Source organism: Lentzea waywayandensis (genome assembly GCF_900115955.1).
GTDB classification, from domain to species: Bacteria; Actinomycetota; Actinomycetes; order Mycobacteriales; family Pseudonocardiaceae; genus Lentzea; species Lentzea waywayandensis.
Window position 1 is genome coordinate 534,712 of the sequence record NZ_FOYL01000004.1, and the last position, 26,095, is coordinate 560,806.

The 26,095-nt window shown below is 68.6% G+C and carries 21 protein-coding genes; 6 read left to right on the forward strand and 15 right to left on the reverse strand.

Annotated features, from left to right (window positions below):
- Positions 1-67: 67 nt before the first annotated feature.
- From BM417_RS18295 to BM417_RS18335, 9 genes are all read right to left on the reverse strand, one after another.
- Positions 68-1,207, reverse strand: coding sequence for an N-acetylmuramoyl-L-alanine amidase (locus BM417_RS18295; RefSeq protein ID WP_093595121.1), 1,140 nt, complete (start codon positions 1,205-1,207; stop codon positions 68-70).
- Positions 1,208-1,428: 221 nt separating this feature from the next.
- A complete protein-coding gene (trxA, locus tag BM417_RS18300; RefSeq protein WP_093595124.1) occupies positions 1,429-1,758 on the reverse strand; it encodes a thioredoxin in 330 nt (109 codons plus the stop codon).
- 34 nt (positions 1,759-1,792) lie between these two features.
- On the reverse strand, positions 1,793-2,773 hold the full coding sequence (gene trxB, locus BM417_RS18305; RefSeq protein WP_093595127.1) for a thioredoxin-disulfide reductase: 981 nt from the start codon (positions 2,771-2,773) through the stop codon (positions 1,793-1,795).
- A gap of 77 nt (positions 2,774-2,850) precedes the next feature.
- Positions 2,851-3,591, reverse strand: coding sequence for a hypothetical protein (locus tag BM417_RS18310; protein ID WP_093595130.1), 741 nt, complete (start codon positions 3,589-3,591; stop codon positions 2,851-2,853).
- Complete coding sequence (sigM, locus tag BM417_RS18315) at positions 3,588-4,205, reverse strand: RNA polymerase sigma factor SigM (protein ID WP_089927514.1); 618 nt, start codon at positions 4,203-4,205, stop codon at positions 3,588-3,590. Before sigM ends, BM417_RS18310 begins: the two co-directional genes overlap by 4 nt.
- Positions 4,206-4,397: 192 nt before the next feature.
- On the reverse strand, positions 4,398-5,921 hold the full coding sequence (locus tag BM417_RS18320) for a protein kinase family protein (protein ID WP_407656154.1): 1,524 nt from the start codon (positions 5,919-5,921) through the stop codon (positions 4,398-4,400).
- A 31-nt stretch (positions 5,922-5,952) separates the two neighbouring features.
- Positions 5,953-7,593 carry a murein biosynthesis integral membrane protein MurJ gene (gene murJ, locus BM417_RS18325; protein WP_245821985.1) on the reverse strand — a complete coding sequence of 547 codons (1,641 nt, stop codon included), beginning with the start codon at positions 7,591-7,593 and terminating at the stop codon, positions 5,953-5,955.
- On the reverse strand, positions 7,590-9,887 hold the full coding sequence (locus BM417_RS18330) for a DUF6049 family protein (protein WP_093595133.1): 2,298 nt from the start codon (positions 9,885-9,887) through the stop codon (positions 7,590-7,592). The genes murJ and BM417_RS18330 overlap by 4 nt, the downstream gene beginning before the upstream one ends.
- Complete coding sequence (locus tag BM417_RS18335) at positions 9,884-10,399, reverse strand: NUDIX hydrolase (protein ID WP_093595136.1); 516 nt, start codon at positions 10,397-10,399, stop codon at positions 9,884-9,886. Before BM417_RS18335 ends, BM417_RS18330 begins: the two co-directional genes overlap by 4 nt.
- A gap of 42 nt (positions 10,400-10,441) precedes the next feature.
- Between BM417_RS18335 and BM417_RS18340 the strand changes: the two genes are divergently transcribed.
- Both BM417_RS18340 and BM417_RS18345 read left to right on the forward strand, forming a co-directional pair.
- Positions 10,442-11,878 (forward strand): CCA tRNA nucleotidyltransferase, encoded by a 1,437-nt coding sequence (locus BM417_RS18340; RefSeq protein ID WP_093595139.1) that lies wholly within the window; start codon positions 10,442-10,444, stop codon positions 11,876-11,878.
- Between the two features lie 95 nt (positions 11,879-11,973).
- On the forward strand, positions 11,974-12,228 hold the full coding sequence (locus BM417_RS18345) for a LuxR C-terminal-related transcriptional regulator (RefSeq protein ID WP_177320478.1): 255 nt from the start codon (positions 11,974-11,976) through the stop codon (positions 12,226-12,228).
- On the opposite strand, the gene BM417_RS18350 is transcribed toward BM417_RS18345, so the two are convergent.
- Positions 12,157-13,497 (reverse strand): MFS transporter, encoded by a 1,341-nt coding sequence (locus tag BM417_RS18350; RefSeq protein WP_407656155.1) that lies wholly within the window; start codon positions 13,495-13,497, stop codon positions 12,157-12,159. The two genes, BM417_RS18345 and BM417_RS18350, sit on opposite strands and share 72 nt — an antisense overlap.
- Positions 13,498-13,734: 237 nt before the next feature.
- Here BM417_RS18350 and BM417_RS18355 point away from each other — a divergent pair, with 237 nt between their 5' ends.
- Positions 13,735-14,313: a YqgE/AlgH family protein gene (locus tag BM417_RS18355; protein ID WP_093595148.1), complete on the forward strand. Its 579-nt coding sequence runs from the start codon at positions 13,735-13,737 to the stop codon at positions 14,311-14,313.
- Position 14,314: 1 nt separating this feature from the next.
- On the opposite strand, the gene BM417_RS18360 is transcribed toward BM417_RS18355, so the two are convergent.
- Positions 14,315-15,262, reverse strand: a complete 948-nt coding sequence (locus tag BM417_RS18360; RefSeq protein ID WP_093595151.1) for an RNA-guided endonuclease InsQ/TnpB family protein — start codon at positions 15,260-15,262, stop codon at positions 14,315-14,317.
- 83 nt (positions 15,263-15,345) lie between these two features.
- On the reverse strand, positions 15,346-15,750 hold the full coding sequence (locus tag BM417_RS18365) for an SdpI family protein (RefSeq protein WP_245821986.1): 405 nt from the start codon (positions 15,748-15,750) through the stop codon (positions 15,346-15,348).
- A 65-nt stretch (positions 15,751-15,815) separates the two neighbouring features.
- Between BM417_RS18365 and BM417_RS18370 the strand changes: the two genes are divergently transcribed.
- Together BM417_RS18370 and leuS are read left to right on the forward strand one after the other, a co-directional pair.
- A complete protein-coding gene (locus tag BM417_RS18370; protein WP_093595154.1) occupies positions 15,816-16,775 on the forward strand; it encodes an esterase-like activity of phytase family protein in 960 nt (319 codons plus the stop codon).
- A 152-nt stretch (positions 16,776-16,927) separates the two neighbouring features.
- Positions 16,928-19,720 carry a leucine--tRNA ligase gene (gene leuS / locus BM417_RS18375; protein WP_093595157.1) on the forward strand — a complete coding sequence of 931 codons (2,793 nt, stop codon included), beginning with the start codon at positions 16,928-16,930 and terminating at the stop codon, positions 19,718-19,720.
- A gap of 48 nt (positions 19,721-19,768) precedes the next feature.
- On the opposite strand, the gene BM417_RS18380 is transcribed toward leuS, so the two are convergent.
- Positions 19,769-20,482 (reverse strand): TetR/AcrR family transcriptional regulator, encoded by a 714-nt coding sequence (locus BM417_RS18380; RefSeq protein WP_093595160.1) that lies wholly within the window; start codon positions 20,480-20,482, stop codon positions 19,769-19,771.
- 112 nt (positions 20,483-20,594) lie between these two features.
- On the opposite strand from BM417_RS18380, the gene BM417_RS18385 reads away from it, so the two are divergent.
- Positions 20,595-22,718 carry an MMPL family transporter gene (locus BM417_RS18385; protein WP_093595163.1) on the forward strand — a complete coding sequence of 708 codons (2,124 nt, stop codon included), beginning with the start codon at positions 20,595-20,597 and terminating at the stop codon, positions 22,716-22,718.
- On the opposite strand, the gene BM417_RS18390 is transcribed toward BM417_RS18385, so the two are convergent.
- Positions 22,649-23,608, reverse strand: a complete 960-nt coding sequence (locus tag BM417_RS18390) for a YVTN family beta-propeller repeat protein (RefSeq protein ID WP_177320479.1) — start codon at positions 23,606-23,608, stop codon at positions 22,649-22,651. The genes BM417_RS18385 and BM417_RS18390 overlap by 70 nt on opposite strands.
- A gap of 245 nt (positions 23,609-23,853) precedes the next feature.
- Positions 23,854-26,022, reverse strand: a complete 2,169-nt coding sequence (locus BM417_RS18395) for a DUF2339 domain-containing protein (RefSeq protein ID WP_093595169.1) — start codon at positions 26,020-26,022, stop codon at positions 23,854-23,856.
- Between the last annotated feature and the right edge of the window lie 73 nt (positions 26,023-26,095).

Here is a 26,095-nt window from a genome sequence, read left to right on the forward strand (position 1 = left end):
CAGCGAAAAGGCCCCCTCGCCGGCAGCGAGGGGGCCTTTTTCGTCAGTCAGCGGCAGAGCCGGAGAATCAGCCCTTGGCCATCTCGTAGCGCAGCAGGTCGTTGAACGTGAACGTGCCCGTCGGCTGGTCGTCCTTGCCGAGCAGGTAGAGACGCTTCACGGCCACGAGGATGCCCTCGGCCACGATGTCGCGGAAACCAGGCGTCGCCAGCCGGGCGCGGTCCTCGGTGTTCGTCAGGTAGCCCACCTCGACGCGGACGGCCGTGCAGCGGGTGAGCCGCAGCAGGTCCCACGTCTTCGGGTGCGAACCGCAGTTCGACATCGACGTGCGGGCGGTGACCTCGCGCTGGATGAACCCCGCGAGCGCCTCACCGACCGTGGACGACGCGCCGTTGCCCGTGCCGTAGTGGAAGGTCGACACACCCTGCGCGTTCGGCGACGAGTTGCCGTCGCTGTGCAGCGACAGGATCAGGTCGGCGCCTGCCTCGTTCGCGAACCTGGCGCGCTCCGCCTCGTCCGGGCAGTTGTCCGGACCGCGCGTGAGCAGCGCCTCCATGCCGGTGGCGGCCATCTTGCCTTCGAGACGGCGGGCCAGGTCCAGCATCAGCTCGGCCTCGGACAGGCCGTCGACGACCACGCCGCGGTCCTGGCCGCCGTGGCCGGGGTCGATGACGATGCGCTTGCCGGACAGGCGCGAACCGGCACCGCGGAGCTTTTCCTGCTCACGCAGCAGCTGCGGACGGCCACCGCGGACCTTCGGCTGGAGCTGACGCAACGCGCGCACGGTGTCGGGACCGCACATGCCGTCGACGATCAGTCCGTAGTCGCGCTGGAAGTTCTTCAACGCCTGCTCGGTCTGCTGGCCGAACACGCCGTTGGCGCGACCGGCGTCGTAACCGAGCTCCAGCATGCGTTCCTGCAGTGCCAGCACGTCGTCACCGGTCGTCGGCTGCGACATCAGGAACGCGAGCGGCCGGTCCCCCAACCGGAACGTCGCGTCACGCAGCGAGCGATAGGTCGCCGGGCCGACAATGCCATCGATGATCAGCCCCCGCTGCTGCTGGAACGCGCGCACGGCGTGCTCGACCTGCTGGTCGAACACCGGCGGCGCCTGTGGGTCGGCCGGCGGAAGCAGTCCGAGCCTGGTCAGGGTCGACCGGATCTCGGCAACATCACTTCCGACGTCCCCGCGGCGGAGCAGCTGCATGCACCCTCGCTCGACTAGGGCGCCGAACCTGGTCGGCGCGTCAGTTGGGAAGTCCTCATTGTGCCCTGCTGCGCTAAGTGATCGATGCAGGGCTACTCACAGTCGTACCGAGATCACCGTCCCGGCACCAAAAACCAACGTGACCCGCTCGTCTTATCGATAGACGGGCGGGTCACGTTGCGCGTTGCAAAGAACTTCTCGGTTCCATGCAACTTTCTGGCTCAGGCCAGGACGTCCTGAAGGTCCTTGAGCAGCGCGGCCTTGGGCTTCGCGCCGACGATCTGCTTCACCGGACGGCCGCCCTGGAACAGGATCAGCGTCGGGACGGACATGATCTGGTAGTCACGGGCGATCGACGGGTTGGCGTCGATGTCGACCTTGGCGACGGTGATCTTCTCGCCGTGCTCGGCCGCGATCTCCTCCAGCACCGGCGCAACCATCTTGCACGGGCCGCACCAGGTCGCCCAGAAGTCGACCAGCACGGGCTTCTCACTGGTCAGAACGTCGTCCGCGAACGACTTGTCGGTCACCGTGACGGTGGCGCCTGCCATGTTGCTCTCCCTAAAAGATCTCGCAGAAGGAACTTCAGTTGCTCTTGCCGTAGCCGCCACCGACGGCCTCGGCGGCGATCTCGGCGTGCTCGGTGCCGTGCTCGGCGAGCCACCGTTCCGCGTCGATCGCAGCGCTGCAACCGGAGCCGGCGGCGGTGATCGCCTGGCGGTATTCGTGGTCGACGAGGTCGCCGGCGGCGAACACGCCGTCCAGGTTCGTGTAGGAGGACTTGTCCTTGGTCAGGACGTAACCGTCCGCGTCGAGGTCGACCTGGCCCTTGACCAGCGCCGAGCGCGGGTCGTGGCCGATCGCGAGGAAGAAGCCGGTGACGGGCATCTCGGACTCGGCGCCGGTCTGGGTGTCCTTGATCTTGATCGCGGACACGGTGCCGTCACCGAGAACATCGGTGACCTGCGTGTTCAGCTGCCACTTGATCTTCTCGTTGGCGCGGGCGCGCTCCAGCATGACCTTCGAGGCGCGGAACTCCTCGCGGCGGTGGATGACCGTCACGGACTTGGCGAAGCGCGTGAGGAACGTCGCCTCCTCCATGGCCGTGTCGCCGCCGCCGACCACCGCGATGTCGTGGTCGCGGAAGAAGAAGCCGTCGCACGTCGCACACGCCGACACACCGCGGCCGAGCAGTTCCTGCTCGCCGGGGATGTTCAGGTAACGGGCCGCGGCACCCATCGCGAGGATGACGGCCTTGGCCTCGTACTCGACGCCGTTCGCGACGACCTTCTTGATCTCACCGGTCAGCTCGACCGACTCGACGTCCTCGGCACGCAGTTCGGCACCGAAGCGGATGGCCTGCTCGCGCATCTGCTCCATGAGCTCGGGACCCATGATGCCGTCGCGGAAGCCGGGGTAGTTCTCGACCTCGGTGGTCGTCATCAGGGCGCCGCCGTACTGCGAACCCTCGAAGACCAGGGGCTCCAGCTGCGCGCGTGCCGCGTAGACCGCCGCGGTGTAGCCCGCCGGTCCCGATCCAATGATGATCACGTTGCGCACGCTCACGGCTCTGCAACTCCTCGATCTCGTCGTCTGACTGGCTCAACGGATCGTAGGTGCAGCTAATTCCGTGACTTGAGCGACTACCTCTGGCCCACGGTCGTGTCCGCGAGAACGCCCTCGGGCTTGTCCGGCCCACAGGTCGCCGGGTCCAGCACGACCAGCCGGTACTTGCCGATACCCGCAGGCAGGATCGCCATCACGGCGTCCTTGCCCTCCAGGTTGACCGGGCTGATGCCGAGGGGGTTGCCCGAGCTGGTGATGCCGCCGCCCTGCAGGCAGCCGGCCAACCGGTCGGGGGTCTCCAGCGGTCCGTAGTTCTGCGCCTTGAGCACTTCGCCGACCGCGGAGCCCAGCGCGTCGCGCTTGAGCGCCAGCGGCGGTGCCGCGCTCGGCTTGGACGTCGCCTGCGGAGGCTGCGCGTTGTCGTTCGACGGCGTCTGCGAGCCCGGCGACACGGCCAGCACGATGCCGAACGCGGCGGCAGCGGCCACCAGCACGCCACCGCCGAGGCCTAGCCTTCGGTTGCGGCGCTTGCGAGCGTCGTTCAGCGACACGACCGGCGCGATGCCGGGACGGGCCTCGGCGGCCAGCGCGGCGTCGATCCGCGCGGCCACGTGGTCGGGCATCGGGACGGGCGGCAACGACTGGAGGTCCATCAGCGTCGCGTCCAGCGCCTGCAGGATCTCCCTGGCCTCCGCGTCCGCCTCGACCCTCGGACGCAGCTGTGCGGCGACCTCAGGGGGCAGCACGCCCGCGTGCAGGTCCGCGATGAGGTCAACAGACCACGGCGGACCCATCGGCACGCGCTCCATGCCGGTCATCGGCCCTCCCACTGACGTTGCTCTTGCACATTCACACCGTCAGCTGGGACGTTCGCATCTGCGATTCGGTTCCTGAGGTGCCCGAGAACTTTGGCCAGCTTGGCGCGACCTCGCGCACACCGGCTCTTGACCGTGCCCTCCGCGATGCCCAGGAGCTTCGCCGTCTCGGCGACGGAATACCCCTCGACGTCGACCAGCACGATGGGCGCCCGCTGCTCTTCCGGCAGCTCCATCAACGCCTGCTGCACCATCAGGCTGGTCTCGCGGTCGCTCATCGCGTCACGGGGCGCGACGGGCTCGCCAGGACCTGCCTCGGGCAACGGCACTGTCGGTCTTGTTTGTCGCCGTCTCATCCGGTCGAGGCACGCGTTCACCACGATCCGGTGAAGCCAGGTGGTGACCTGTGACTCGGCGCGGAACGACGACGCCGCCCGGAAGGCCGAGATGAACGCCTCCTGGAGCGCGTCCGCGGCCTCTTCCGGGTCACGCAGCGTGCGCAGCGCCACCGCCCACATCCGGTCGCGGTGCCGTTTGACCAGCTCCGAGAACGCGTACGGGTCACCTGCGGCGTGGGCCGAGATGAGATCGGCGTCCGAGCTGGCTGCGGCGGTCACGGGCCGAGGATAGCGAGGGTGATCAAAGGTCACCCGGTCAGGTTCCGTGCGGTGGACCAGGAGGGATTGCGAGGTCGCGTCGGTCGTCCGGTCACCCGATCGTGCCGAAATCGGCGGAGCCCACTTCGGTGCGATCGAGTCGGGCGGACGGCCGACTTCCCGGCGACCTCGCCGCCGCGCCGGCGGCCAATGTCACTGGGCGCGGGTGTAGACGATCTCGCGGATCTCCGACTGGTTCTTGCCGCCGCCGGAGCTCGTCAGCTGCGTGATCCAGATCAGGACGTGACCGGTCGGTTCGTGGTCGTTCAGCTGGATCTGCGTCTGCCCGTCGGACAGGTCCGCGACGCCGATGACCTTGGTCTCCTCGAGCGGCGAGTCCAGCGCGGACGCCACCCGGATCTCGACCTTCGTGCCCTTGCTGGGCGAGGTGATCGTGACCGAGGCCAGCTTCACCGGCTCCGCGAACGACGCCATCAGACCGATGCCGGGCTTCAGGGTCGGGAACGGCTGGAAGTAGTTGTCGGTCCGCCAGAACGTGCCCGCGTTGTTGTCGACCGCCCGGCTCGCCTGGTTCGCGTTGTCGGGCTGGTTCGTCACGTCGTAGACGCCGATCTGGCCCGGCTGCACCGGTCCGGCCGGCGCGGGCGGAGGCGCGGTCTGACCGTTCGACCCCGGCTGGTTGATCACCACGGTCGGGCCGCCGCCCTTGGACGGCTCGTCGCTGAAGAACCCGACGATCTGCACACTCAGCCACACGATCACGGTCAGCGTGGCGAGGGCGAGCACGCCGACGCTGATCCACAGCTTCTTCTTCTGCTGCTTGTCCTGCCTCGGCCGCTGGGTCGTCCACACGACCTGGTCGTCGTCATCGCGGGACGCCGCCACGGCCGGGATCAGCGAGGTCTGGGCCTCCTCGGCCGCGATCTGGTCGAGGACCTGGAGGATCGCCGCGGACGTGCGGATGCCGCCCACCGAGGTGTCTTCCAACGACCGCACCGCGACGGACGACAGGTCGTGCGGCAGGTACGGGTGCAACGCGTTCGGTGCGACCACGGACCCGTCCGGCCCGGTCGGTGCGACCGGCACGCCCTGAGGGCCGCCCGGCAACGCCCATCGGCCGGTGAGCAGCAGGTACAGGATCGCGCCGAGGCCCTTGACGTCGTCGCGCGCGATCGCGTCCGGCCGAGGACCGGGGAACGCGAGGCGCAGGCGGCCGTCCGAGGTGACCCGGATGCGCTGCGGGTGGTCGGCGCCCAGCACGAGACCGGCGTGGTGCGCGCCCTCGATGGCGGCGCCCAGCGGTTCGAGCAGACGGGTCGCGGCGCCCGCCGGCAGCGGGCCCTCCGCGATGAGGTCCATCAGGTCGGTGCCCTGGGTCCACTCGGCGATGACGATGCCGAGGATCCCTTCGTCGCCGCGGATGCCGGTGCCGGGCGTCAGCACGTCGATCACCCGCGAAACACCGGGATGCGTGAACGACGCCGCGTGCATCGCGCGTTCGACCGTTCGGCGGGCACGGGCCGCTGCCTCGTTGTCCGCCAGATCGCCCAGCAACACCGTCAGCGCGACGTCCCGGTTCAGCTGACCGTCCCGCGCGCGCCACAACTCCGCGTTGGACCTGGCGTCGGCGCCGGATTTCGCGAGCAGCCGGTAGCGGCCATTGCCGATGACGCCGCCGGGAACCAGCGCGGCGTGAACTCCGCTACTCACGGACACGAGGGTACGGGACGGCGCTCACTGACTGGAGTCACCTTCGCCGCACCAAACGGTTGATCTTGTCGATCGCCGGCTTCATCTCGGGTACCCGGAACGCGGCCAAAAGGCCGAACGCGAGCGGCAAACCGATCAACGTCACCAGAATGGTCTCGAACCAAGCGGCGATGACCGGGTTGGAGAAGCCGATCAGGTCCAGGACCAGCGAGTTCGCTCCCTTGGCCACCGCGAAGGCCACCGCGGACGCCACCACGGTGAGACACACGGTCCAGATCGTGAAGCCGGTGCGCAGTCGCCCGAGGCGGATCCGCAGCCACACCTGACCGACGATCGCGCCGAAGACGAAGCTCAGCGACATGGCGAGCGACACGCCGACCGCGAGCTGCTCGGGCTCGGACACCGCGAGGAAGAAGTAGAGCAACCCGATCCGGACCGCCACGATCAGCGCCTGGATCAGCGTCGGCGTGCGTGCGTCCTTCATCGCGTAGAACACGCGCAGCTGAAGCAGCGTGACCGCGTAGGGCACCAGGCCGAACGCCGACAGCGCGAGCGCCAGGCCGACCGCCGTGCCGCCCTCCACGCCCGACTTGCCGAACCCGAACGCGGCGAGGCCGATGGCCACACCGGAGACCGTCATCAGCACGCTGAACGGCATCAGCAGGATCGACGACATGCGGTTGCCGAACACGAGGTCGCGCACGATCGCGTCGTTGTCGTTGTTCGCGGCCGCCCGGCTCATCTTCGGCATCAGCGCGGTCAGCAGCGAGACGCCGAGCACGCCGTAGGGCACCTGGGCGATCAGCCACTGGAAGTTGAACGCCGTCAGCGCGCCGTCGCCGTGCGTGGCGACCTTGGTCAGCACCGTCATGCTGGCGAAACCGAGGCCGACGTAGAGCAGGACCCAGAACGCGAGGCTGCCGAACTCGGCGAGCCGCGCGTCCCAGCCGAACCGCCACTTGAACCGGAAACCGGTCCTGCGCAGCGCCGGGAACAGCACGAGCGCCTGCACCGCGACACCGAGAGCGGTGCCGAGGCCGAGCACCAGGATGTGGGTGTCGGTCATGGAGACCGGGTTGAGCGTGATCTCGCCGGGGAGCATCCAGTAGACGCCCAGGACCAGCATCACGACGAGGTTGTTCAGCACCGGCGCCCAGGTGGGCAGGCCGAACACGTGCCGGGCGTTGAGCACGGCGCCGATCAGCGCGGTCAGGCCGTAGAACACGATGCCCGGCAGCACCAGGTAGGCGAACGCCGTGACCAGATCGCGGTTCGCGTTGGGCGAGTCGGCGATGAACAGCGAGGTGAGCAGCGGGGCGCAGGCCACCGCGATCACCGTGCCGGCCCCGAGGATCGCCGTGCCCATGCTGATCAGCCACTGGGCGTACGACTCGCCGCCGTCGCCGTCCTCCTTCTCGGCGCGGACCAGCAGCGGGATCGCCACGCTGGTCAGGATGCCGCCGAGGAGCAGCTCGTTGATCATCGTGGGCAGCGTCGACGCCGCCTGGTACGAGTCGTTGAGGGTGCCGATGCCCAGTGCCGCGACCAGCAGCACCTTCGACAGCAGGCCGGTGACCCGGCTGACGATCGTCGCGATCGCCATCGAGCCGCTGGCTCTGGCGACCGACGGCTCCTGCTTCTGCTGCTCTGGCTGGGTGGTCGTGGCTGTCTCGCTCACGCGCTCGACTTCTCCGGTGTGACGTTCTCGATGGACGGTGCGTCGCCGTTCTCGCCGTTGCGAGCGCGGACCCTCTTGTAGATCCGGCGCCCGGAAAGCAGGACGAGCGCGATGCCCGCGATCACGGTGATGATCACCGTGATGGTGCCGTAGGCGGACGACGACACCTCCAGCTTGACAGTGTCACCGAGCGCGACGCCCTCGGGAGTGGTCAGGCGCACGCTGACCGGGAACCGGCCGGACCGCAGCACCTCGACCGGCACTCGCACGACTCGTTCGCCGCGGGCGGGAAGCACCTGGTCGGCGAGGTCGAGCTTGCGGATGCCGGGGGTGTCGGCGAGGTTGATCCGGACCGTCACGCGGACGTCGAGCTTGTTCGTGATCGTGACCGGGATCGGGCTGTCTCCGGAGCCGAGCAGGATCGGGCTGTTCGGCTGCGTCACGCCGACCATGCCGGTCAGCGCGTTCAGTTCACCCTGGCTGACCTCGGCCGCGGACCTCGCGCCCTGCTCGTTGCCCCGCCACGCGCCGGACATGGCCCGCAGCAGCCCCAGCCACAGCGGGTCGGCCAGGTCGGAGGGCGAGGCGTGCTCGCTGTCCTCCTGCTGCATGGCCGCGACCAGGCCGTTGAGCTCGACGCTCTGACTCGTCACGGAGTTGGAGATGACCTCCGAGATCTCCCGCGCACCGGCCTCCGGCGGGTAGGTGATCTTGGCGTTCGTCACCGCCGGCGTGGCCCTGGTGAGCTCCTCGAGCCCGGTCTGGGACGCGTAACCGGCGCTCAGCAGCTTCTGGGAGGTGACGAGGAACTCGGTCATCTCCGAGAGTGGCGCGTGCCAGCGGCGGGGCGGCGCCACCAGCACGTTGCGGCCGTCGCCCTGCCAGCCGGCGCGGAACACCAGCACCGCCAGCGCGTTCTGCACGGACACCGGCTGGCTCTCGAACGGCGCGGTCACGCCGGACAGCGTGCGGGGCCGGGACTCACTGCCCTGCAGCGCGTCCGAGACCATCGAGTCGATCTTGACCGCCGTCACCGGGTTCTTGCCGCCGACACCGACGGGCGCGGTGCCCGGCGCGTCGGCGAGTCCGGTCGGGTCGAGCAGCAGCGACTTCGCGCCGGGGTACTTCTTGTCCGGCTGCGGGGTGACCAGCTCGTCGAACGTCGACTGGTCGAGCACGCCGTCCTCTGGCCACACCAGGTCGGGCAGCGGCTGCACGGACAGGACGTCCTGGATGAGCTTGGGGCCGTCCGTCACCGCGAGCGTGCGCATCGTGCCGAGCTTCGCCCTGTTCAACGCCACGAGGTCGGCGTCGGCGTACGGCAGCGCGACGACGCAACGGCCGGTGACGGCGAGCTTGAGCCGGTCGAGCCACAGCTTCGCCTCGGTCTTGCCCTTGCCCTCCGCGCCGCCACGCACCTGGTAGCCGTTGCTCATGGCCTGCACGGTCCGCAGCAGGTCGGGGTCGATGGCCAGGCACATGGCCGTGCTCATCGACGGAATCGCCTGCTCGTAGGCCTGCAACAGGCCGTAGAGCCTGCCGTTGACCGACAGCGACGTCGCGAGCTCGTCGTCGATCAGCTCGGAGTCGTCCTCGCCGCCGAGCCTGACGAGGCGCGGGCGGTCCGCGATCGGCCACAGCACCGTCAGCTTCGCGGGCGTACCTGGCTTGCCCTTGGTCTCGCCTCCGGGCACCCCGAGCACGGGCAGCAGCGTCGACAGCGCCGCGAGCCGCGCCTGGCCGCCGAAGTCGGGCCTGCCGTTGATGTTCGCGAGGATCGGGTAGATGCCCGGCTGGTCGACCTCCAGCGAGGTCGGCTCGGTACCGCGCAGCGGCACCTCCAGCGTGAAGTCCTTCTGCTGACCGGGTTCGAGCTCGCCGGCGACAGGGGTGAACTTGGGCTGCACGGCCTCGGCCGCCGCGGGCTCCCGCAGCGCCTTGCGCAGGTCGTCCTCGGAGCCCAGCGGCTCACCGCGCTCCAGGCGCAGCACGATGTCGAACACCTTGCGGTCGCCGACGTTGACGATCTTGCCGGTGATCTTGACGGTCGCCGGGGACTCGCTCGTGACGAACCGGGGGGTGAGCTGGTCGATGTCGAGCCGCAGGAACTGCGGCTGCGCCTGACCCGGCTGGGCGGACAGCGATCTGGTCGCCCACACCTGGGTGGCGGGAGCGGGCATGAAGGGCAACGCGTCGATCTCGTCCGGCTGCGACTGCTGCGCGCCTGCGGGCGGCGCTGTGATCACCACGAACGCGGCGACAGCGGCTGTGCAGACGAGCTTCCTCAGCCTCACGCCGACTCCGCCCCGTTGCGGCAGCGGTCGGCGAGCAGTTCGGCGGCTCGGCGGACCAGACGGCGCTCATCGGCATACGCGAGTCGCTCGTCCAGCTCGCCGAGGGGCACCCACGCCACCTCGGTGACCTCCACGTCTTCGTCGGAAAGCTCTCCCCCCGTCGCTTCGAGGAGGAAGTGGTGAACCGTCTTGTGCACCCGGCGGTCGTCTGCGACGAACCAGTAGTCGATCGACCCCAACGGGCGCAGCACCCTGCTATGAATACCGGTCTCCTCGGCGACCTCGCGCACCGCGGTCTGTTCCGCGGTCTCGCCGGCCTCGATGTGACCCTTGGGCAAAGACCACAGCAACCGGCCTCGCCGGTCAAGTCTGCCGATCACCGCGGCCCGTTGCTCGGCGTCGAGCACCAGGCCACCCGCCGACGTCTCGTCGACGGTCTTGAGCCTCCTGCCCCGGCGCCTCTTCCGGCGCCCCGGCTTGGGGCTCCCGGAACGTGCGGCTGACGAGGGCATACGGCCGATCGTACTTACGAACCTTGAGTACGCTGGTTTCTCGTGTCTCGATCGCTCCAGCAGAATGCGGTGGTGGAAGCTCCCGCAATTACACCAGTCGTCGCTGAGCTCGCCGCTCGGTTCGCAGCCGAGGGCAAGCGCCTCTACCTCGTGGGTGGAAGTGTGCGCGACGCCGTGCTGGGGCGCCCGACGAACGACTTCGACTTCACCACGGACGCGCGACCTGCGGAGATCCAGAAGCTGCTGAGCGGCTGGGCCGACGCGCAGTGGGACACCGGAATCGCCTTCGGGACGGTCGGCGCGTCGAAGCAGGGCGAGATCATCGAGATCACGACCTTCCGCGCGGACGTCTACGACGGCGTCACCCGCAATCCCGAGGTGACCTTCGGCGACAACATCGACGGTGACCTGGTCCGGCGCGACTTCACGGTCAACGCGATGGCGTTCGACATCGCGGCGAGTGAGTTCGTGGACCCGACCGGCGGCCTCCAGGCCGCGCGGGACGGCGTGCTGGACACGCCGGCGACCCCGCAGGAGTCGTTCGGCGACGACCCGCTGCGAATGCTGCGCGCCGCCCGGTTCGTCTCCCAGCTCGGCTTCACCGCGGCGCCGCGGGTGATCGAGGCGATGCGGTCGATGGCAGGCGAACTCGCCCGCATCACGCCGGAGCGCGTGCAGGTGGAGCTCTCGAAGCTCCTGTGCGGCGCGCACCCGCGCCGCGGCATCGAGCTCATGGTGGAGACCGGGCTGGCCGACATCGTGTTGCCCGAGCTCACGGCCATGAAGCTGGAGATCGACGAACATCATCAACACAAGGACGTCTTCGACCACTCGCTGGTTGTGCTGGAGCAGGCAATTGATCTTGAAGAAGTTGATCAATCACCCGATCTGGTGCTGAGGATCGCCGCGCTCCTGCACGACATCGGCAAGCCGGCGACCCGGAAGTTCGAGGCCGGCGGCGGTGTCTCGTTCCACCACCACGAGGTCGTGGGCGCGAAGATGGTCCGCAAGCGCTTGCGGGCGTTGCGGTACTCGAAGGAGATCACCGAGGACGTCGCGAAGCTCGTCTACCTGCACCTTCGCTTCCACGGGTACGGCAACGGCGAGTGGACCGACTCGGCCGTGCGCCGGTACGTGACGGACGCCGGTGACCTGCTGACGCGGCTGCACAAGCTGGTCCGTGCCGACTGCACGACCCGGAACAAGCGCAAGGCGAACCTGCTGAAGCGGACCTACGACTCTCTCGAGGAACGCATCGCGCGCATCGCCGCTGAGGAAGACCTCGCTCGCGTGCGTCCGGACCTCGACGGCAACGAGATCATGAAGCTGCTCGGCCTGGCGCCGGGCCGTGAGGTCGGTGCCGCGTGGAAGTTCCTCAAGGAGCTCAGGCTCGACCGGGGGCCGCTGGACCGCGACGAGGCCGAGGCCGCGCTGCTCGACTGGGCGCGCGAACAGGGCATCACCCCGCCCGCTCCGTGACGCATAGTGAGCGAATGGAATCCCCGCGTTAGCGAAGTGTCAGCGCGGGGATGCACCATGTGAAGTGCGCTAGGGGGCGCATGGGGGTGGTGCAGATGTTCGCTTGGGGACTTTCCGCAGGTCCTGCCGTACGGGACCTGGACGTGCTGACCGACGACCAACGGGCCGTGCTGAGGTGTCTCGCGCGCGGTCACGCCGACCACGAGATCGCGCGCGTGCTCGGCTTCGGGCTGCAGCGGGTGGCCGACGAGGTGGCCGACATCCTGCGGCGCCTGGAACTACCCGATCGTGTGGCGGCTGTCGTCTTCGCGCACGAGGCCGGCATGTTGCACCTGCCGTTTCCGCGCTGACAGGACCAGGTAGGCGGCCATGCCGACCAGGTAGAGGCTCGCGGCGACGAGGATCAGGCCGGGCGAGCGCCCGTCCAGGGGGATCACCGTCGCCGTGATGGTCACCGCGGTGACCTGCGCGATGTTGAAGAGGGTGTCGTAGAGGGCGAACACGCGCCCGCGCACCTCGTCGCCGACGTCGTGCTGCACCGCGGTGTCCACGCAGAGCTTGACGATCTGACCGGCGAAGATGATCACGAAGCTGGCCATGAGGATGGTCGGCAGCGTCATCGGCAGCCCGAGCCCGACCTGCGCCGCGGCCGTGAGCAGCAACGCACCGCAGATCGTGCGCTTGACGCCGAACCTGTCGACGATCCGGTCGGTCAGGATCCCGGCGAGCAGCACACCCGCGCCGCCGGCGACCGCGACCTCGCCGAGCCCGCCGATGCCCGCCTTGAGGATGCCGACGTCCTCCAGGCTGTAGCGCATCAGCAGCAGCGTGATCATCAGGCTCATGCCGAACGCCGCCCGGTGCGCCAGCAGCGCGGCCAGCCCGGCCGTGACGCTCGGCGTGCGCCAGGTGGCCTTCGCGCCGTCCAGCAACCCGCGGGCGACGGCGGTGATCGCGTTGTGCGGCTCGTCGACCTCGTCCGGCCCGAGCACGCCCGCCTTGAACCGGCTGGCGATGAACGCGCTGAGCAGCAACCCGACCATCGCGATGCTGGTGGTCCACGCCGAACCGCCGTCCCCGGCGCCGAGCAGCGTGCGGAACCCGATCGCGCAGGCCGCGCCGATCACGGCCATGACCGCGCCGGCCGTCGTGGTCAGCGCGTTCGCCTCGACCAGGTGGTCCTCGTCGACGACGTGCGGCAGTGACGCGGACAGCCCGGAACCGACGAATCTGCCGATCCCCATGACGACGAGCGCGGAGACGTAGAGGGGCAGCCCACTGAGCCCAGCACCGACCGCCAGGGCCGTGAACAGCACGAACGTGGCCCGCGCGACGTTGGCGACGACGATGACCTTCTTGCGGTCCCACCGGTCGAGCAACGCGCCCGTGAACGGCCCGATCAGCGAGTACGGCAGCAGCAGCACCGCGAACCCGGCCGCGATCGCCGCCGGATCGGCCTGCCGTTCGGGGTTGAAGAGCACAGCGCCGGCGAGGCCGGCCTGGAAGAGCCCGTCACCCCACTGCGAGGCGAGCCGTGTGGCGAGGAGCCTGCGGTAGGCGGGGATGCCGAGGAACCGGCGTGATCCCCAGTGGTGCTTCTCCACCGCAAGCGTTGTCACCGTTGCACTCTATGCGCGTAGTGGTGAAAACCACGAAAGCCGGACCTCGCGGTCCGGCTCTCTTGGATCGGATGCCAGGTCGCCTCACGGCGCGGCGCACTACGCGGCTCCAGCCGAACGGTATTCCGCGAAGGCGGTTGTCTGTTGAGCCCGGGGGACACAAAGACATCCGACACCTGAGTCTAACGGGACGCGGGCCTGAGTTGTTCCGGCGATCACGGGTGATTTCATGGTGACGTGCGTCCCGATGACGAAGTCGAAGTCGAGCCAGGCTCCCTGTTGGTTGCCGCTCCGAGCCTCAACGACCCGAACTTCACACGCACCGTCGTCTACATCATCGACCAACGTCCAGAGGGGACCCTCGGCGTCGTGCTGAACCGCCCCTCCGAGGTGGCGGTCTACGACGTGCTGCCCCCGTGGGGCTCCCACGTCACGAAGCCGCAGTGCATCCACATCGGCGGCCCGGTCGAGCAGAAGACGGCGCTGTGCCTGGCAGCGTTGAAGTTGGGCACCGACCCGTCCACCGTGGAGGGACTCGTCGGCGTGCAGGGTCCGGTAGCGCTGGTCGACCTCGACGCCGAACCGGACGACCTGATGCCGCTGGTACGCGGCCTGCGGGTGTTCGCCGGCTACAGCGGGTGGGGCGAGGGCCAGCTCCAGGGCGAGATCGACCGTGGCGACTGGATCGTCGTGACGGGACTGGCCGACGACGTGCTGGTCGGCGCGAACGTCGACCTGTGGGGACGGGTGCTGCGCCGCCAGGGCATGCCGCTGGCGCTGCTGTCGACCTATCCGAAGGACGTCCGCGACAACTGATTCACTTGGCTTTCCCCGAAGTTCGGGTTTCCTGTTTCGCCGCTGATCGCGGAAGGGTGGGCCCTTGCCGTCTGACATCAGCTCCGCAGGCGTTGCCCGAGCCGGCTCGGGCTACGGCTCGACCAGCCGCAAGGATGTTCTTCGCCGCGTTGAGGTCCCGGTCGTGCCGGGTGCGGCAGCCCTGACACGTCCAGTGCCGGGCCGACAGCGAGAGTTGAGCGAGCCGGTGGCCGCAGGTGGAGCAGATCTTGCTGGACGGGAACCAGCGGTCGATCACGACCAGCGAGCGTCCCGCGCGGGAGCACTTGTACTCGAGTTGGCGGCGGAACTCGCCCCAACCCGCGTCGGAGATCGCGCGGGCGAGGTGATGGTTGCGGACCATGCCTCGGATGTTGAGGTCTTCGATCGCGATCACGTCGGCCGGGCGCACCAGCCGAGTGGTGGTGCGATGCAGGAAGTCTTGGCGGGCGTTGCGGACCTTGCGATGGGCACGCGCGACCTTGGCTTTCGCTTTCCGGCGGTTGCTGCTTCCGCGCCGGCAGCGGGCCAGCCTGCGTTGGTGGCGGGCGAGGTTTCGGGCCTTGCCCGCGAGGTGTCGTGGGTTGGCGATCCGCTCGCCGTCACTGGTCACCAGGAAGTCCGACAGGCCGAGGTCAACACCGATGGAGTGGCTGACTGGCCTGGTCGGGACCGGAGCTTCGGTGTCCACGGAGAAGGTCACGTACCAGCGTCCATCTGGATCGCGGGAGATCACGACCATCGTCGGATCCAGCTCGGCGACGTCGGTGTCGGTCTCCCGGTACGTCGTGCGGGCGCCCTTGGTTCGGAAGCGATGGTTTCGCTCCCCCAGGGTCTTGTTCCACACCAGACGCACGCACCCGAACGTGCGGTTGAGCACCACAGCCTGTTCTGGGGACGGGTAAGCCCGACATTTGAACGCCGTTCGCACAGCAACAACGTGCTGGGACGGTTGAGCGGCTCACCGGGGCTCAGACCTTCGCGTGGCCGCCCTGATTCACGTGAAACGTCGGGTTACAGACCCGCGAGCGGCGAGCAGCCGCCGCCACCGCACGCGCACCCGCCGCAGCCCTTCGGCTTGACCGGCTCCGGCAGTGCCTCGGCCGCGCGGCTACCGACGAGCCCGCCGGCGAAGGCGATCGCGAGTGCGCCGATCAGTCCGATGATCCCAGCGGTGACGGCCAGGTCGGCCATGACGAACGCCATCGCGCCCGACACGATCGCCACGGCACCTGCCGCGACGTTCGGCACGCCCGCTACCCGGTTGGCCAGCGCGAACGTCTCCTCGTCCCGCAGGGCGGCGGCCGTACGCACGCCGACGAAGCGGTTGCGGCGCAGCTTGCCTTGCAGACCCAGCAGACCGACCGCGCCGAGAGCGACGCCGAGCACACCCAGGACGACCGACAGCACGATGTTCACTCCATGAGGGTAAGACGAATCCTCAGTTCACCTGCGAGTCACCCCGGTCAGGTGTGCTGCGCGCCATGTTCAGACGACTCCTGCTCGTCCCCGTGATGCTCGGCGTGCTCGCGACTCCCGCCCTGGCGCACTCCCCCGAGGTTCGGTTCCTCGGCCACCACGTCGTGCCGAAAGGCCTGGTCGTGGGCGGTACGACCGTCGGCGGCATCTCCGGCCTCGACTACGACCGGCGCACGAAGAAGTGGATCCTGATCAGCGACGACCGGGTCGCGCCGCGGTTCTACGAGGGCAAGCTGAGCCACAAGGGCGTCGAGTTCACGGACGTGCACTCTCTCGTGGGGCCCAACGGTCCGTACGCGCCCGGCACGGTCGACCCCGAGGACGTTCGCGTCGACAAGTGGACCGGCGACCTGCTGTGGAGCCAGGAGGGCGACCGCACGCCGACCACGCTCATCGACCCGTCGGTGCAGTTCAGCAGGAAGGACGGCTCCTTCAAGCGAGCACTGCCCACGCCGGACGAGCTCAGGATGAAGCCGGAGTCCGGTCCGCGGCAGAACCAGGCGCTGGAAGGCCTGACGTTCGCCCTGAACGACACCCTGATCGTCACCGCCCTGGAAGGCCCGCTCCTCCAGGACGGCCCGCCGGCCGACACCACGAAGGGCGCGACCAGCAGGGTCGTCGTCCAGACGCGCACCGGTCAGGTGGTCGCCCAGTACCGCTACCAGCAGGAACCGCTGTTCGCGCCGGACGCGAGCACCGGCGTCACGGCGATCCTGGAGAAGTCCCCCGGCGTCTACCTGACCCTCGAACGGTCGTTCAGCCCGACGCTCGGCAACAAGGTCCGCCTGTTCGAGTACCGCCCGCTGCTGAACAGGAAGCGCCTGCTCGCCGACATCGGCACCTTCACGAAGCCGGACAACCTCGAAGGCATGGCCTGGGGCCCGGACGGCACGTTGTGGCTGGTCTCGGACGACAACTTCAGCGCGACCCAGGTCACCCAGTTCATCGCGCTTGCGGTCCGCTGATACCGTTGACGACATGAGCACGGCCCGCCTGCTCCTTATCTAGCCGCGACGACCTGATCGCAAGACGGTCGGCGCGGCCGCCCTCCATGCCCTTTCTGGGCTGGGGGGTTTCGTCATGTCAGGGGCAGGAACGACGTGAGAGGGACCTTGAAATGAGCACGGACGCGGCGGAGATTCCCGCCTACCGCTACACCGCCGAACTGGCGAACCAGATCGAGGAGCGGTGGCAGCGGTACTGGGAGGACCACGGCACCTACCACGCGCCCAACCCCGTTGGAGCGCTCAAGGGTGACGTGCCCGCGGACAAGCTGTTCGTGCAGGACATGTTCCCGTACCCGAGCGGCGCCGGCCTGCACGTCGGCCACCCGCTGGGCTTCATCGGCACGGACGTCTTCGCGCGGTACCACCGCATGAACGGCCGCAACGTGCTGCACACCATGGGTTTCGACGCGTTCGGCCTGCCTGCGGAGCAGTACGCGGTGAAGACCGGTCAGCACCCGCGCAAGACCACCGAAGAGAACATCAACACGTACCTGCGTCAGATCCGCAGGCTGGGTCTGGGCCACGACGAGCGTCGCCGCATCTCGACGATCGACCCCGAGTACTACAAGTGGACCCAGTGGATCTTCCTGCAGATCTTCAACTCCTGGTACGACGTGGACGCGCGCAAGGCTCGTCCGATCGCCGAGTTGATCTCGCAGTTCGAGTCTGGCGAGCGGGACGTCGAGGGTGGTCGCAAGTGGTCTGAGCTGTCTTTTGCCGACCAGCAAAGGATCTTGGGCGAATTCCGGCTGGCCTACATGTCGGAGGCGCCCGTCAACTGGTGTCCCGGACTGGGTACTGTGCTGGCGAACGAAGAGGTCACCGCGGACGGTCGCAGTGAGCGTGGCAACTTCCCCGTGTTCAGGAAAAGCCTGCGCCAGTGGATGATGCGCATCACCGCGTACTCGGACCGGCTGATCGACGACTTGGACCGGCTGGACTGGCCGGACAAGGTCAAGGCCATGCAGCGCAACTGGATCGGGCGCTCGCATGGCGCCCGAGTCCGATTCGCGGTGGGAGACGAGAGCATTGAGGTCTTCACGACCCGTCCGGACACGCTGTTCGGTGCGACCTACATGGTCCTGGCACCGGAACACCAGCTGGTGGACCAGATTGCGACGCCCGATCGCGTGGCAGACATCGCCGCGTACCGGCGCGCAGCGTCCCTGAAGTCCGAACTGGACCGTCAGGAGAACAAGGAGAAGACCGGCGTCTTCATCGGGGCATATGCGACAAACCCGGTGAACGGCAAGGAGATCCCGGTCTACATCGCCGACTACGTGCTGATGGGCTACGGCACCGGCGCGATCATGGCCGTGCCCGGCCAGGACCAGCGTGACTGGGACTTCGCGAAGAAGTTCGACCTGCCGATCATCCGCACGGTGCAGCCGTCGGAAGGCTTCGAGGGCGAGGCCTTCACCGGCGACGGACCTGCGGTCAACAGTCGCCAGGAAAATGGGCTCAGCCTGGACGGCATGGCGATCGACGACGCCAAGAAGACGATGATCGGCTGGCTGGAGGAGAACGGCCACGGCCACGGCACCGTCCAGTTCAAGCTGCGCGACTGGCTGTTCAGCCGCCAGCGCTACTGGGGCGAGCCGTTCCCGGTCGTCTACGACGAGGCCGGCACCGCCATCGCGCTGCCCGAGTCGATGCTGCCGATCGAACTGCCCGAGGTCGACGACTACTCGCCGCGCACCTTCGACCCGGAGGACGCGAACACCGAGCCGTCGCCGCCGCTGTCGCGTGCCACCGAGTGGACGACCATCGAGCTGGACCTGGGCGACGGCCTGAAGACGTACCGCCGCGACACGAACACCATGCCGAACTGGGCGGGTTCGTGCTGGTACCAGCTGCGCTACGTCGACCCGGTCGAGACCGAGCGGTTCGTCAACCCGGAGAACGAGAAGTACTGGCTGGGCCCGCGCACGGCCGAGCACGGCCCGACCGACCCCGGCGGCGTCGACCTGTACATCGGCGGCGTCGAGCACGCGGTGCTGCACCTGCTGTACTCGCGCTTCTGGCAGAAGGTCCTGTTCGACCTGGGCCACCTGACCGGTGACGAGCCGTACCGCCGCCTGTTCAACCAGGGCTACATCCAGGCGTACGCGTACACCGACGCCCGCGGCTTCTACGTGCCCGCGGCCGAGGTCGTCGAGGAGAACGGCAAGTTCTTCCACAACGGCGAAGAGGTCAACCGCGAGTACGGCAAGATGGGCAAGAGCCTGAACAACGTCGTCACGCCGGACGAGATGTGCGAGAAGTACGGCGCCGACACCTTCCGGTTCTACGAGATGTCCATGGGCCCGATGGACGTGTCACGTCCGTGGGCGACCAAGGACGTCGTTGGCGCGCAGCGGTTCATGCAGCGTCTGTGGCGCAACCTGGTCGACGAGACCGACGGCTCACTGCGCGTCACGGACGAAGAGGCGTCCGTGGAAGCGCTGCGCCTGCTGCACAAGACGATCGCCGGCGTCCACGACGACTACGCGAACCTGCGCTACAACACGGCGGGCGCGAAGCTGATCGAGCTGAACAACTACGTCACCAAGCACTACTCGTCCGGCACGCCCCGCGCGCTGGCGGAGGCCCTGGTGCTGATGCTGGCTCCGCAGGCCCCGCACGTGGCCGAGGAGCTGTGGTCGAAGCTGGGCAACGACGGCTCGCTGGCGCACGGCCCGTTCCCGAAGGCCGACGAGCAGTACCTGGTCGAGGACACCGTCGAGTACCCGATCCAGGTCAACGGCAAGGTCCGCTCGCGGGTCGTCGTGTCGGCGTCCGCGTCGCAGGACGAGATCAAGGCCGCGGCGCTGTCCGAGGAGAAGATCGCCGAGCTGGTCGCCGGTGGCGAGCCGCGCAAGGTGATCGTCGTCCCCGGCCGCCTGGTGAACATCGTTCTGTAGTCACCGCTTGAACGTGAGGGGCGCCGCACCTGACAGGTGCGGCGCCCCTCAGGCGTCTTCGGCGAACCCGATGTCCGTCAGCATCTGGTCGAGCATGCTGTCGAACATCGGCTCCGGGTTGCTCACCGCGAACGGGAACCGTCCGAACACCTCCAGAGCCACGTGCCCGTACAGCCGGACCCACGACTGGACGACGTGGTAGATCTTGCCCAGGTTGAGGACGGAGTCCTCGACGACGACGCCGTGCACCGACACCGCGTCCATCAGAACCTGTTGGAACCTCACCAGGTCCTCGTGCAGGATCTCGGGCACGTCGTCGTCCGCGTGGTTCGCCACCAGATTGGACGCAATCAGCCGACCGGCCAGCTGCAGGAACACCGAGCCGAACTGGTCGGCGCCGAGCGGGTCTCGGGGCGAGGCGAAGACCAGCGCGAACTCCTGCGGGTGCGCCAGGGCCCAGCGCCGGAAGGCGTGGCAGACCGCCCTGACCTGGCATCCCACCTGGCCTGACGTGTCCGCGGCGAGGTCCGCGTAGAGAGCCGCCGCCATGTCCGCGCAGATGTCGTCGCAGAGCTGCCGCAATAGAGCGTCGTGCGAGTCGTAGTAGCGGTACAGGGCGGGCGCGGTGATCCCCAGTTTGCGCGCGATGGCACGCAGGGTAACCGCATCGCGGCCGCTCTCCACCAAAAGGGCGCGGGCCGCCTGCCGAATCTCACGCTCAGTTTCGGCGCGAAGCCGTTCTCGGCGAGTGGCCTCGGTCATATGTCACTCCATCGGGTTGTAGACCCCGTCCATGGACCCGTACGGTTTCAGTGAACGGTGTTTACAAGAGTTCACGGGATTAACAGAACGGTAACCCAGGAGGCCGTCGTCGATGTTCGCGAAGTGGGGATCTATCGCATATCGCCGCCGGTGGGTGGTGTTGATCGCGACCGTACTGCTCGCCGTGATCGGCGGTGTGTGGGGCATCGGCGTGTTCGACAAGCTCAGCCAGGGTGGCTACGAGGCTCCCTCCTCTGAGGCGGCGCGGGCCGACAAGGTAGCCGAGGAGGCGTTCGGGCGGCAGAACGGTGACGTGATCGTCATTTATCGCGGCGACTTCGCGAACCCGCTCGAGCTCAAGAAGGTCGCCGATCACATCAGCGGCTTCCCGAAGGACGACGTGCTCAAGGCCGTCGGGCCGGTGCCGTCCGACGACAAGCAGCAGGCGCTCGTCGCCATCACGCTCAGCAGCGGTGACTCGAACGAGCAGATCAAGCAGTTCCAGGACATCCAGTCACAGCTGAAGGTCGACGGCTTCAGCGAGCAGGTCGGCGGGCTCGTGCCCACCCAGAAGGCCATCAACGACATGTCCCAGGAGGACCTGACGCGCGCCGAGATGTTCTCGCTGCCGCTGGTCCTGCTGCTGCTCGTGATCATCTTCGGTGGTCTCGTGGCGGCGTCGCTGCCGGTCGTCGTCGGCGGTCTCGCGATCATGGGCTCGCTCGGCGTGCTGCACGCCGTGGCTCTCTTCACCGACGTCAACTCGTTCGCGGTCAACGTCGCGTCGCTGCTCGGCCTGGGCATGGCGATCGACTACGGCCTGTTCATGGTCGGCCGGTTCCGCGAGGAGCTCGCTCAGGGCCGCACGACCGAACAAGCCGTCGGACGCACGGTCGCAAGCGCCGGCCGCACTGTCGTGTTCAGCGCGACGCTGCTGGTCATCGCGTTGGCCGGCCTGCTGCTCTTCCCGCACGGCTTCCTGAAGTCCCTCGCGTACGGCGGTGTGTCGTCGGTCGCGATCGCGGCGCTGGTCTCGGTCACGCTGCTGCCCGCGTTGCTCGGCGTGCTCGGCCACCGGGTCGACAAGCTCGCCATGCCGTGGCGCAAGAAGGAACCGAGCGAACGCGGGTGGCGCAGGCTCAGCACCAAGGTCATGAAGCGGCCCGTGCTGATCGCCGTGCCGATCATCGGTGTGCTGCTCGCGCTCGGCTCGCCGTTCCTCGGCGTGCAGTTCGGCCAGGTCACCGAGAAGGTCCTGCCCGAGGGCAACGCCGTGCGCGTGGCCACCGAGAACATCAACCAGAACTTCTCGGCGCTCTCCAACACCGGCTTCAAGATCGTCATCAAGGGTGGTGACCAGGCCGCCGTCCAGGAGTACCTGGGCAAGGTCAAGGACGTGCCCGGCGTCGGCGAGGTCCAGCCGACGGGTGCGGACAAGGGCGTCACGGCCGCGGCCGCCGGTCTGGACAACGACGCGCTGAGCGAGGAGTCGAAGCAGGCGCTCAAGGACGTCCGCGCACTGCCTGCCCCGCCTGGAGCCGAGGTGCTGGTCGGCGGCAACACCGCGACGGTCAGCGACTCGCTCGACGCCATCGCGGACGGGCTGCCGTTGATGGTCACGTTGCTGGTCGGCGCGACGCTGATCCTGATGTTCCTGGCGTTCGGCTCGGTCGTGCTGCCGATCAAGGCCGTGCTGATGAGCGCGCTGTCGCTCTCGGCGACGTTCGGCGTGCTCGTGTGGATCTTCCAGGAGGGCCACGGCGCCGACCTGCTCGGCGTCACACCGGGGCCGCTGGAATCCGGCATCGTCGTGCTGATGGCGGCCATCGTGTTCGGTCTGTCGACGGACTACGAGGTCTTCCTGCTCAGCAGGATGGTCGAGGCCCGCGGTCAGGGCGCTTCCACGGAGGAAGCGGTGACCACCGGCCTGGCCAAGACCGGCCGGGTGATCACCTCGGCCGCGCTGCTGCTGATCGTGGTGACCGGCGCGTTCGCGTTCTCGCAGGTCGCGATGATGCGGTTCGTCGGTGTCGGCATGATCCTCGCGCTGGCGCTCGACGCCACGGTCGTCCGGATGCTGCTCGTGCCCGCCGTGATGAAGCTGCTCGGCAACGCCGCGTGGTGGTCACCCGGTCCGCTCAAGCGGATCCAGGAACGCCTCGCGCTTCACGACGAGCCGGCCGACCTCGACGACCCGTTCGACGACGAGGTCCGCAAGCCGGTCGCCGTCGGCTGACCGGGCGGGAAGGCGATCATGGCCGCGTCGAACTGGCGCGGCCTCGCCTCCTGCAGTTCGCCCGTCTTCATCCGGTACGTGGTGAGCACCGCGTTCGTGCTGTCCAGGACCGTCGTCGTCGTGCCGGTGGCGAGGAAGACCCTCGTGTCACCCGGCGCGATGGCGACGCTCGGCGAGTCGATGCGCAAGCGTTCGCGCACCGTCATGGTCGCCGCGTCGACGACCACGACCGAACGTTCCTTCGGCAGCGTCAGGTAGATCGTCGCGCCGTCCGGGGTGACGGCGACGCTGCCCGCTCCCCTGCCCGCGTCCAGCGTGCCGACGACCTTGTTCGTGGTCGTGTCGATCACCGACAGCGTGCCGGGCGTCTTCTCGCCGAGGCGCATGCTGCTCACGTAGAGGCGCTTGCCGTCCGGCGAGATCGCGAGGTGCTGCGGCAGCCCGCCGACCTGCACCGTCGAGGTCTGGAACGCCGTCGCCGTGTCGACCAGGCCGACCGTGCCGTCCTGGGAGTTGGCGACGTAGAGGATCTTGTTGTCCGGGTGGACGGCGAGACCCTGCGGCTGCCCGCCCGCCTTGATCACCGCGACCATCTGGAAGTTCTCGGGGTTCACCACCGCGATGCCGCCGCTGGCCGAGACGTAGAGCCGCTGGCCGTCCGGGCGCATCGCCGCGTGCGAGAGCTGGACCTGGGTGAAGAGCCGATCGACGATCTCGCCGGTGGCCGGGTCGACCACGGTGATCGCGCCGGTCCACCCGTTGATCACGTAGAGGCGCCGCCCGTCCGGAGACACGGCGACCCCCGTCGCGCGGCCTCCGGTGTCGGCTTGCGTGAGAACGGCGCCGTTGCGGGTGTCCACGACCTGGACGAGACCGGTCTTTCCCACCACGTACGCAAGCGGTGCGACCGATGCGGAAGAAGTGGTTGTGTACTCGTGCCCTTGGTGAACACCCGTCGCCGCGAAGGCCGCTGAGAGCGCTAGAACCGCGGCCACGAGGCGTGGCTTTGCCATACGCCCGATGGGAACACTTCCGGGTGCTTTCGATCCACTTCAGTCACTCGGTCGAGGGAAATCTTTGCCTGGATGTAGTACGACCGTCGCCCGCGACGGCGGCGCGGGCGACGGTCGCACGATCAGTAAGAGGGCGGAGCCACCGGTTTGGATTCATACGACTCGGGATTCTTCGCGGATGTCACCAGTTTGGCGTAACGGGCGCCCGCGGTGAGCAGGACCAGACCGGCGCCGAGGAACGCCAGCACGCGGGCGATGCCGTCGAGCGCGGAGAGGTCGAACAGCACCAGCTTCACGACCGCGGCACCGACCAGGATCAGGCCGGAGATCCGCAGCGCCTTGTTGTTGATGCCCCTGACCAGCAGGAACAACGCGGCGATCGTCCACGACACGGTGACCACCGAGTGTCCGAAGAGGAACCCGGTCTCGTTCGGCGACACCAGCAGCGCCGCGCACAGCACCGCGCCCGCCGCGCCGTAGAGCAGCACGAGCCCGGAGACGATCCACGGGAACGGGTGCTTGGCCGGTTCGCTCAGCACCTGCATCTTCAGCGCGGCCCACGGCAGGACGGCCGCGAACACGGCCAGCACGACCGCCGTCACCAGCCCGGCCGCGTAGTCGCCGGCCTCGACGGTGCTGAAGAAGCGCGGTTCCTGCACCAGCCACGTGATCGGCACGGCCAGCCCGATCGTCATGAAGAACCCCAGCAGGCCGAACGCCACGGCCCCGACCAGCGCGCTCTTCTTGTTCAGCCGCGCCGCGAGCACCGCCAGCAGCACCGCCTCAGCCAGCACGATCGCCGTGCGGACGTTGCCGTCGAGTGCGATCAGCGTGGTCTGGCACAACGCGAGCATGCCCGCCGCACCGGCCGCCGTCGTGAACCCGCGCGGCAGGTCGGGGACCATCCAGATCGCCAGCAGCACGGCGGCGACCACACCGGCGAGGATCGAGTTGGCCGGGTCCTTGAGCAGCGTCGTCGCGAACAGGGCCGGCAACGCCGAACCCGCGATCAACGCCACCGCGACGATGTCGTCAGGCCGCTTGCGGATCGTCAGGAACGCGACGGCGATGCCGACGACGGTCGTGGCCGCCGCGACGCCGACCACGGTCCACTCGTAGGAGCGCGGGATGGCGTTCGCGGTGGTGAGCAGCGAGGCGAGGATCGTGGGGAAGCCGCCGGCGATCGCGAGGCCCGGCCAGTTGCGCTTGATCTGGACCGGCGTGCTGGCCATCTTCAGCACCAGCAGGAAGCCGACGAGCAGGACCGTGAAGCCCTCGGTGATGATCGGTGAGCACAGGGCACAAGCTGCGACGACGGTGACCGCGAGCGCTTGCGAGTCCCACTTCAGCGCGAGCACGACACCGGCTGCCGCGACGGCGAGTCCGACGACCAGGCCCACGCCTTCCGGCAGGTACCCGTACAGGCTCGTCGCGGCGATCACGTCCAGGTAGAGACCGGCGAAACCGGTGAAGGCCAGCGCCATCGCACCGGTACGACCGGCGGGGTTGCGGTGCAGCCACATGCCGATGCCGACCATCGCGCCGCTGAACACCGCACCGCCGATGACGCGCGGCATCGGGCCGAGCCAGCCGCGCTGCACGGCCAGGACCAGCAGCAACACGAAGCCGAGCACGGTGATCGCGCCACCGACCCAGGCCAGCAGCTTCGCGCCGGCGCCGTCCTTGCCGAGCTTCTCGAACAGGGTCTCGCGCGGCGGCAGCGGCGGCTGTGGCCACGGCTGCTGCGGGTGGGGCCACTGCTGGCCGGGGGGAGGCGGGAACTGGGGTCCGGGCGGCGGGAACTGCGCGCCGGGAGGGATCTGCTGGCCAGGGGGGACCTGCTGGCCGGGGAGCTGGGCCGAGGCGGCGGCGTGCTGCGACCACGGGTTCGGCTGCTGCGGTGCACCCACGGGCGACTGCTGCGGTGCAGGTCCGGGACCTTGCTGCGGCACTCCGGCGGGCTGCGCACCTACGGGCGGCTGGCCGGGGCCGGTCGGCTGCTGTGGCACGCCAAGGGGCGGCGACGGCACACCGGTGGGCTGCTGCGGTGAACCCGCAGGCGGCTGGCCGGCGCCAGTCGGCTGCTGCGGCACTCCGGCCGGAGGAGTCGGGACGGTCGTGGCCGGCGGCTGCGGTACCTCGCCGGGCCGCGCCACCTCCGGTGCGTCGAGCACCGCGGTCGTGGCGGAGCGCTCGCGCATCTCCGAGCTGATCGTCGTCAGCCGCTGCCCGATGGCCGCGAGCTCCAGCGCGAGGCGCTGCTCGTCTCCGAGGCGATCCTGTCCGTCCATGTGATCAGAGTGAGGCAGAGCACGCCCAGTGACATCCGTACACCTACTCATCCACTGGTCTCGGCTTGACTAC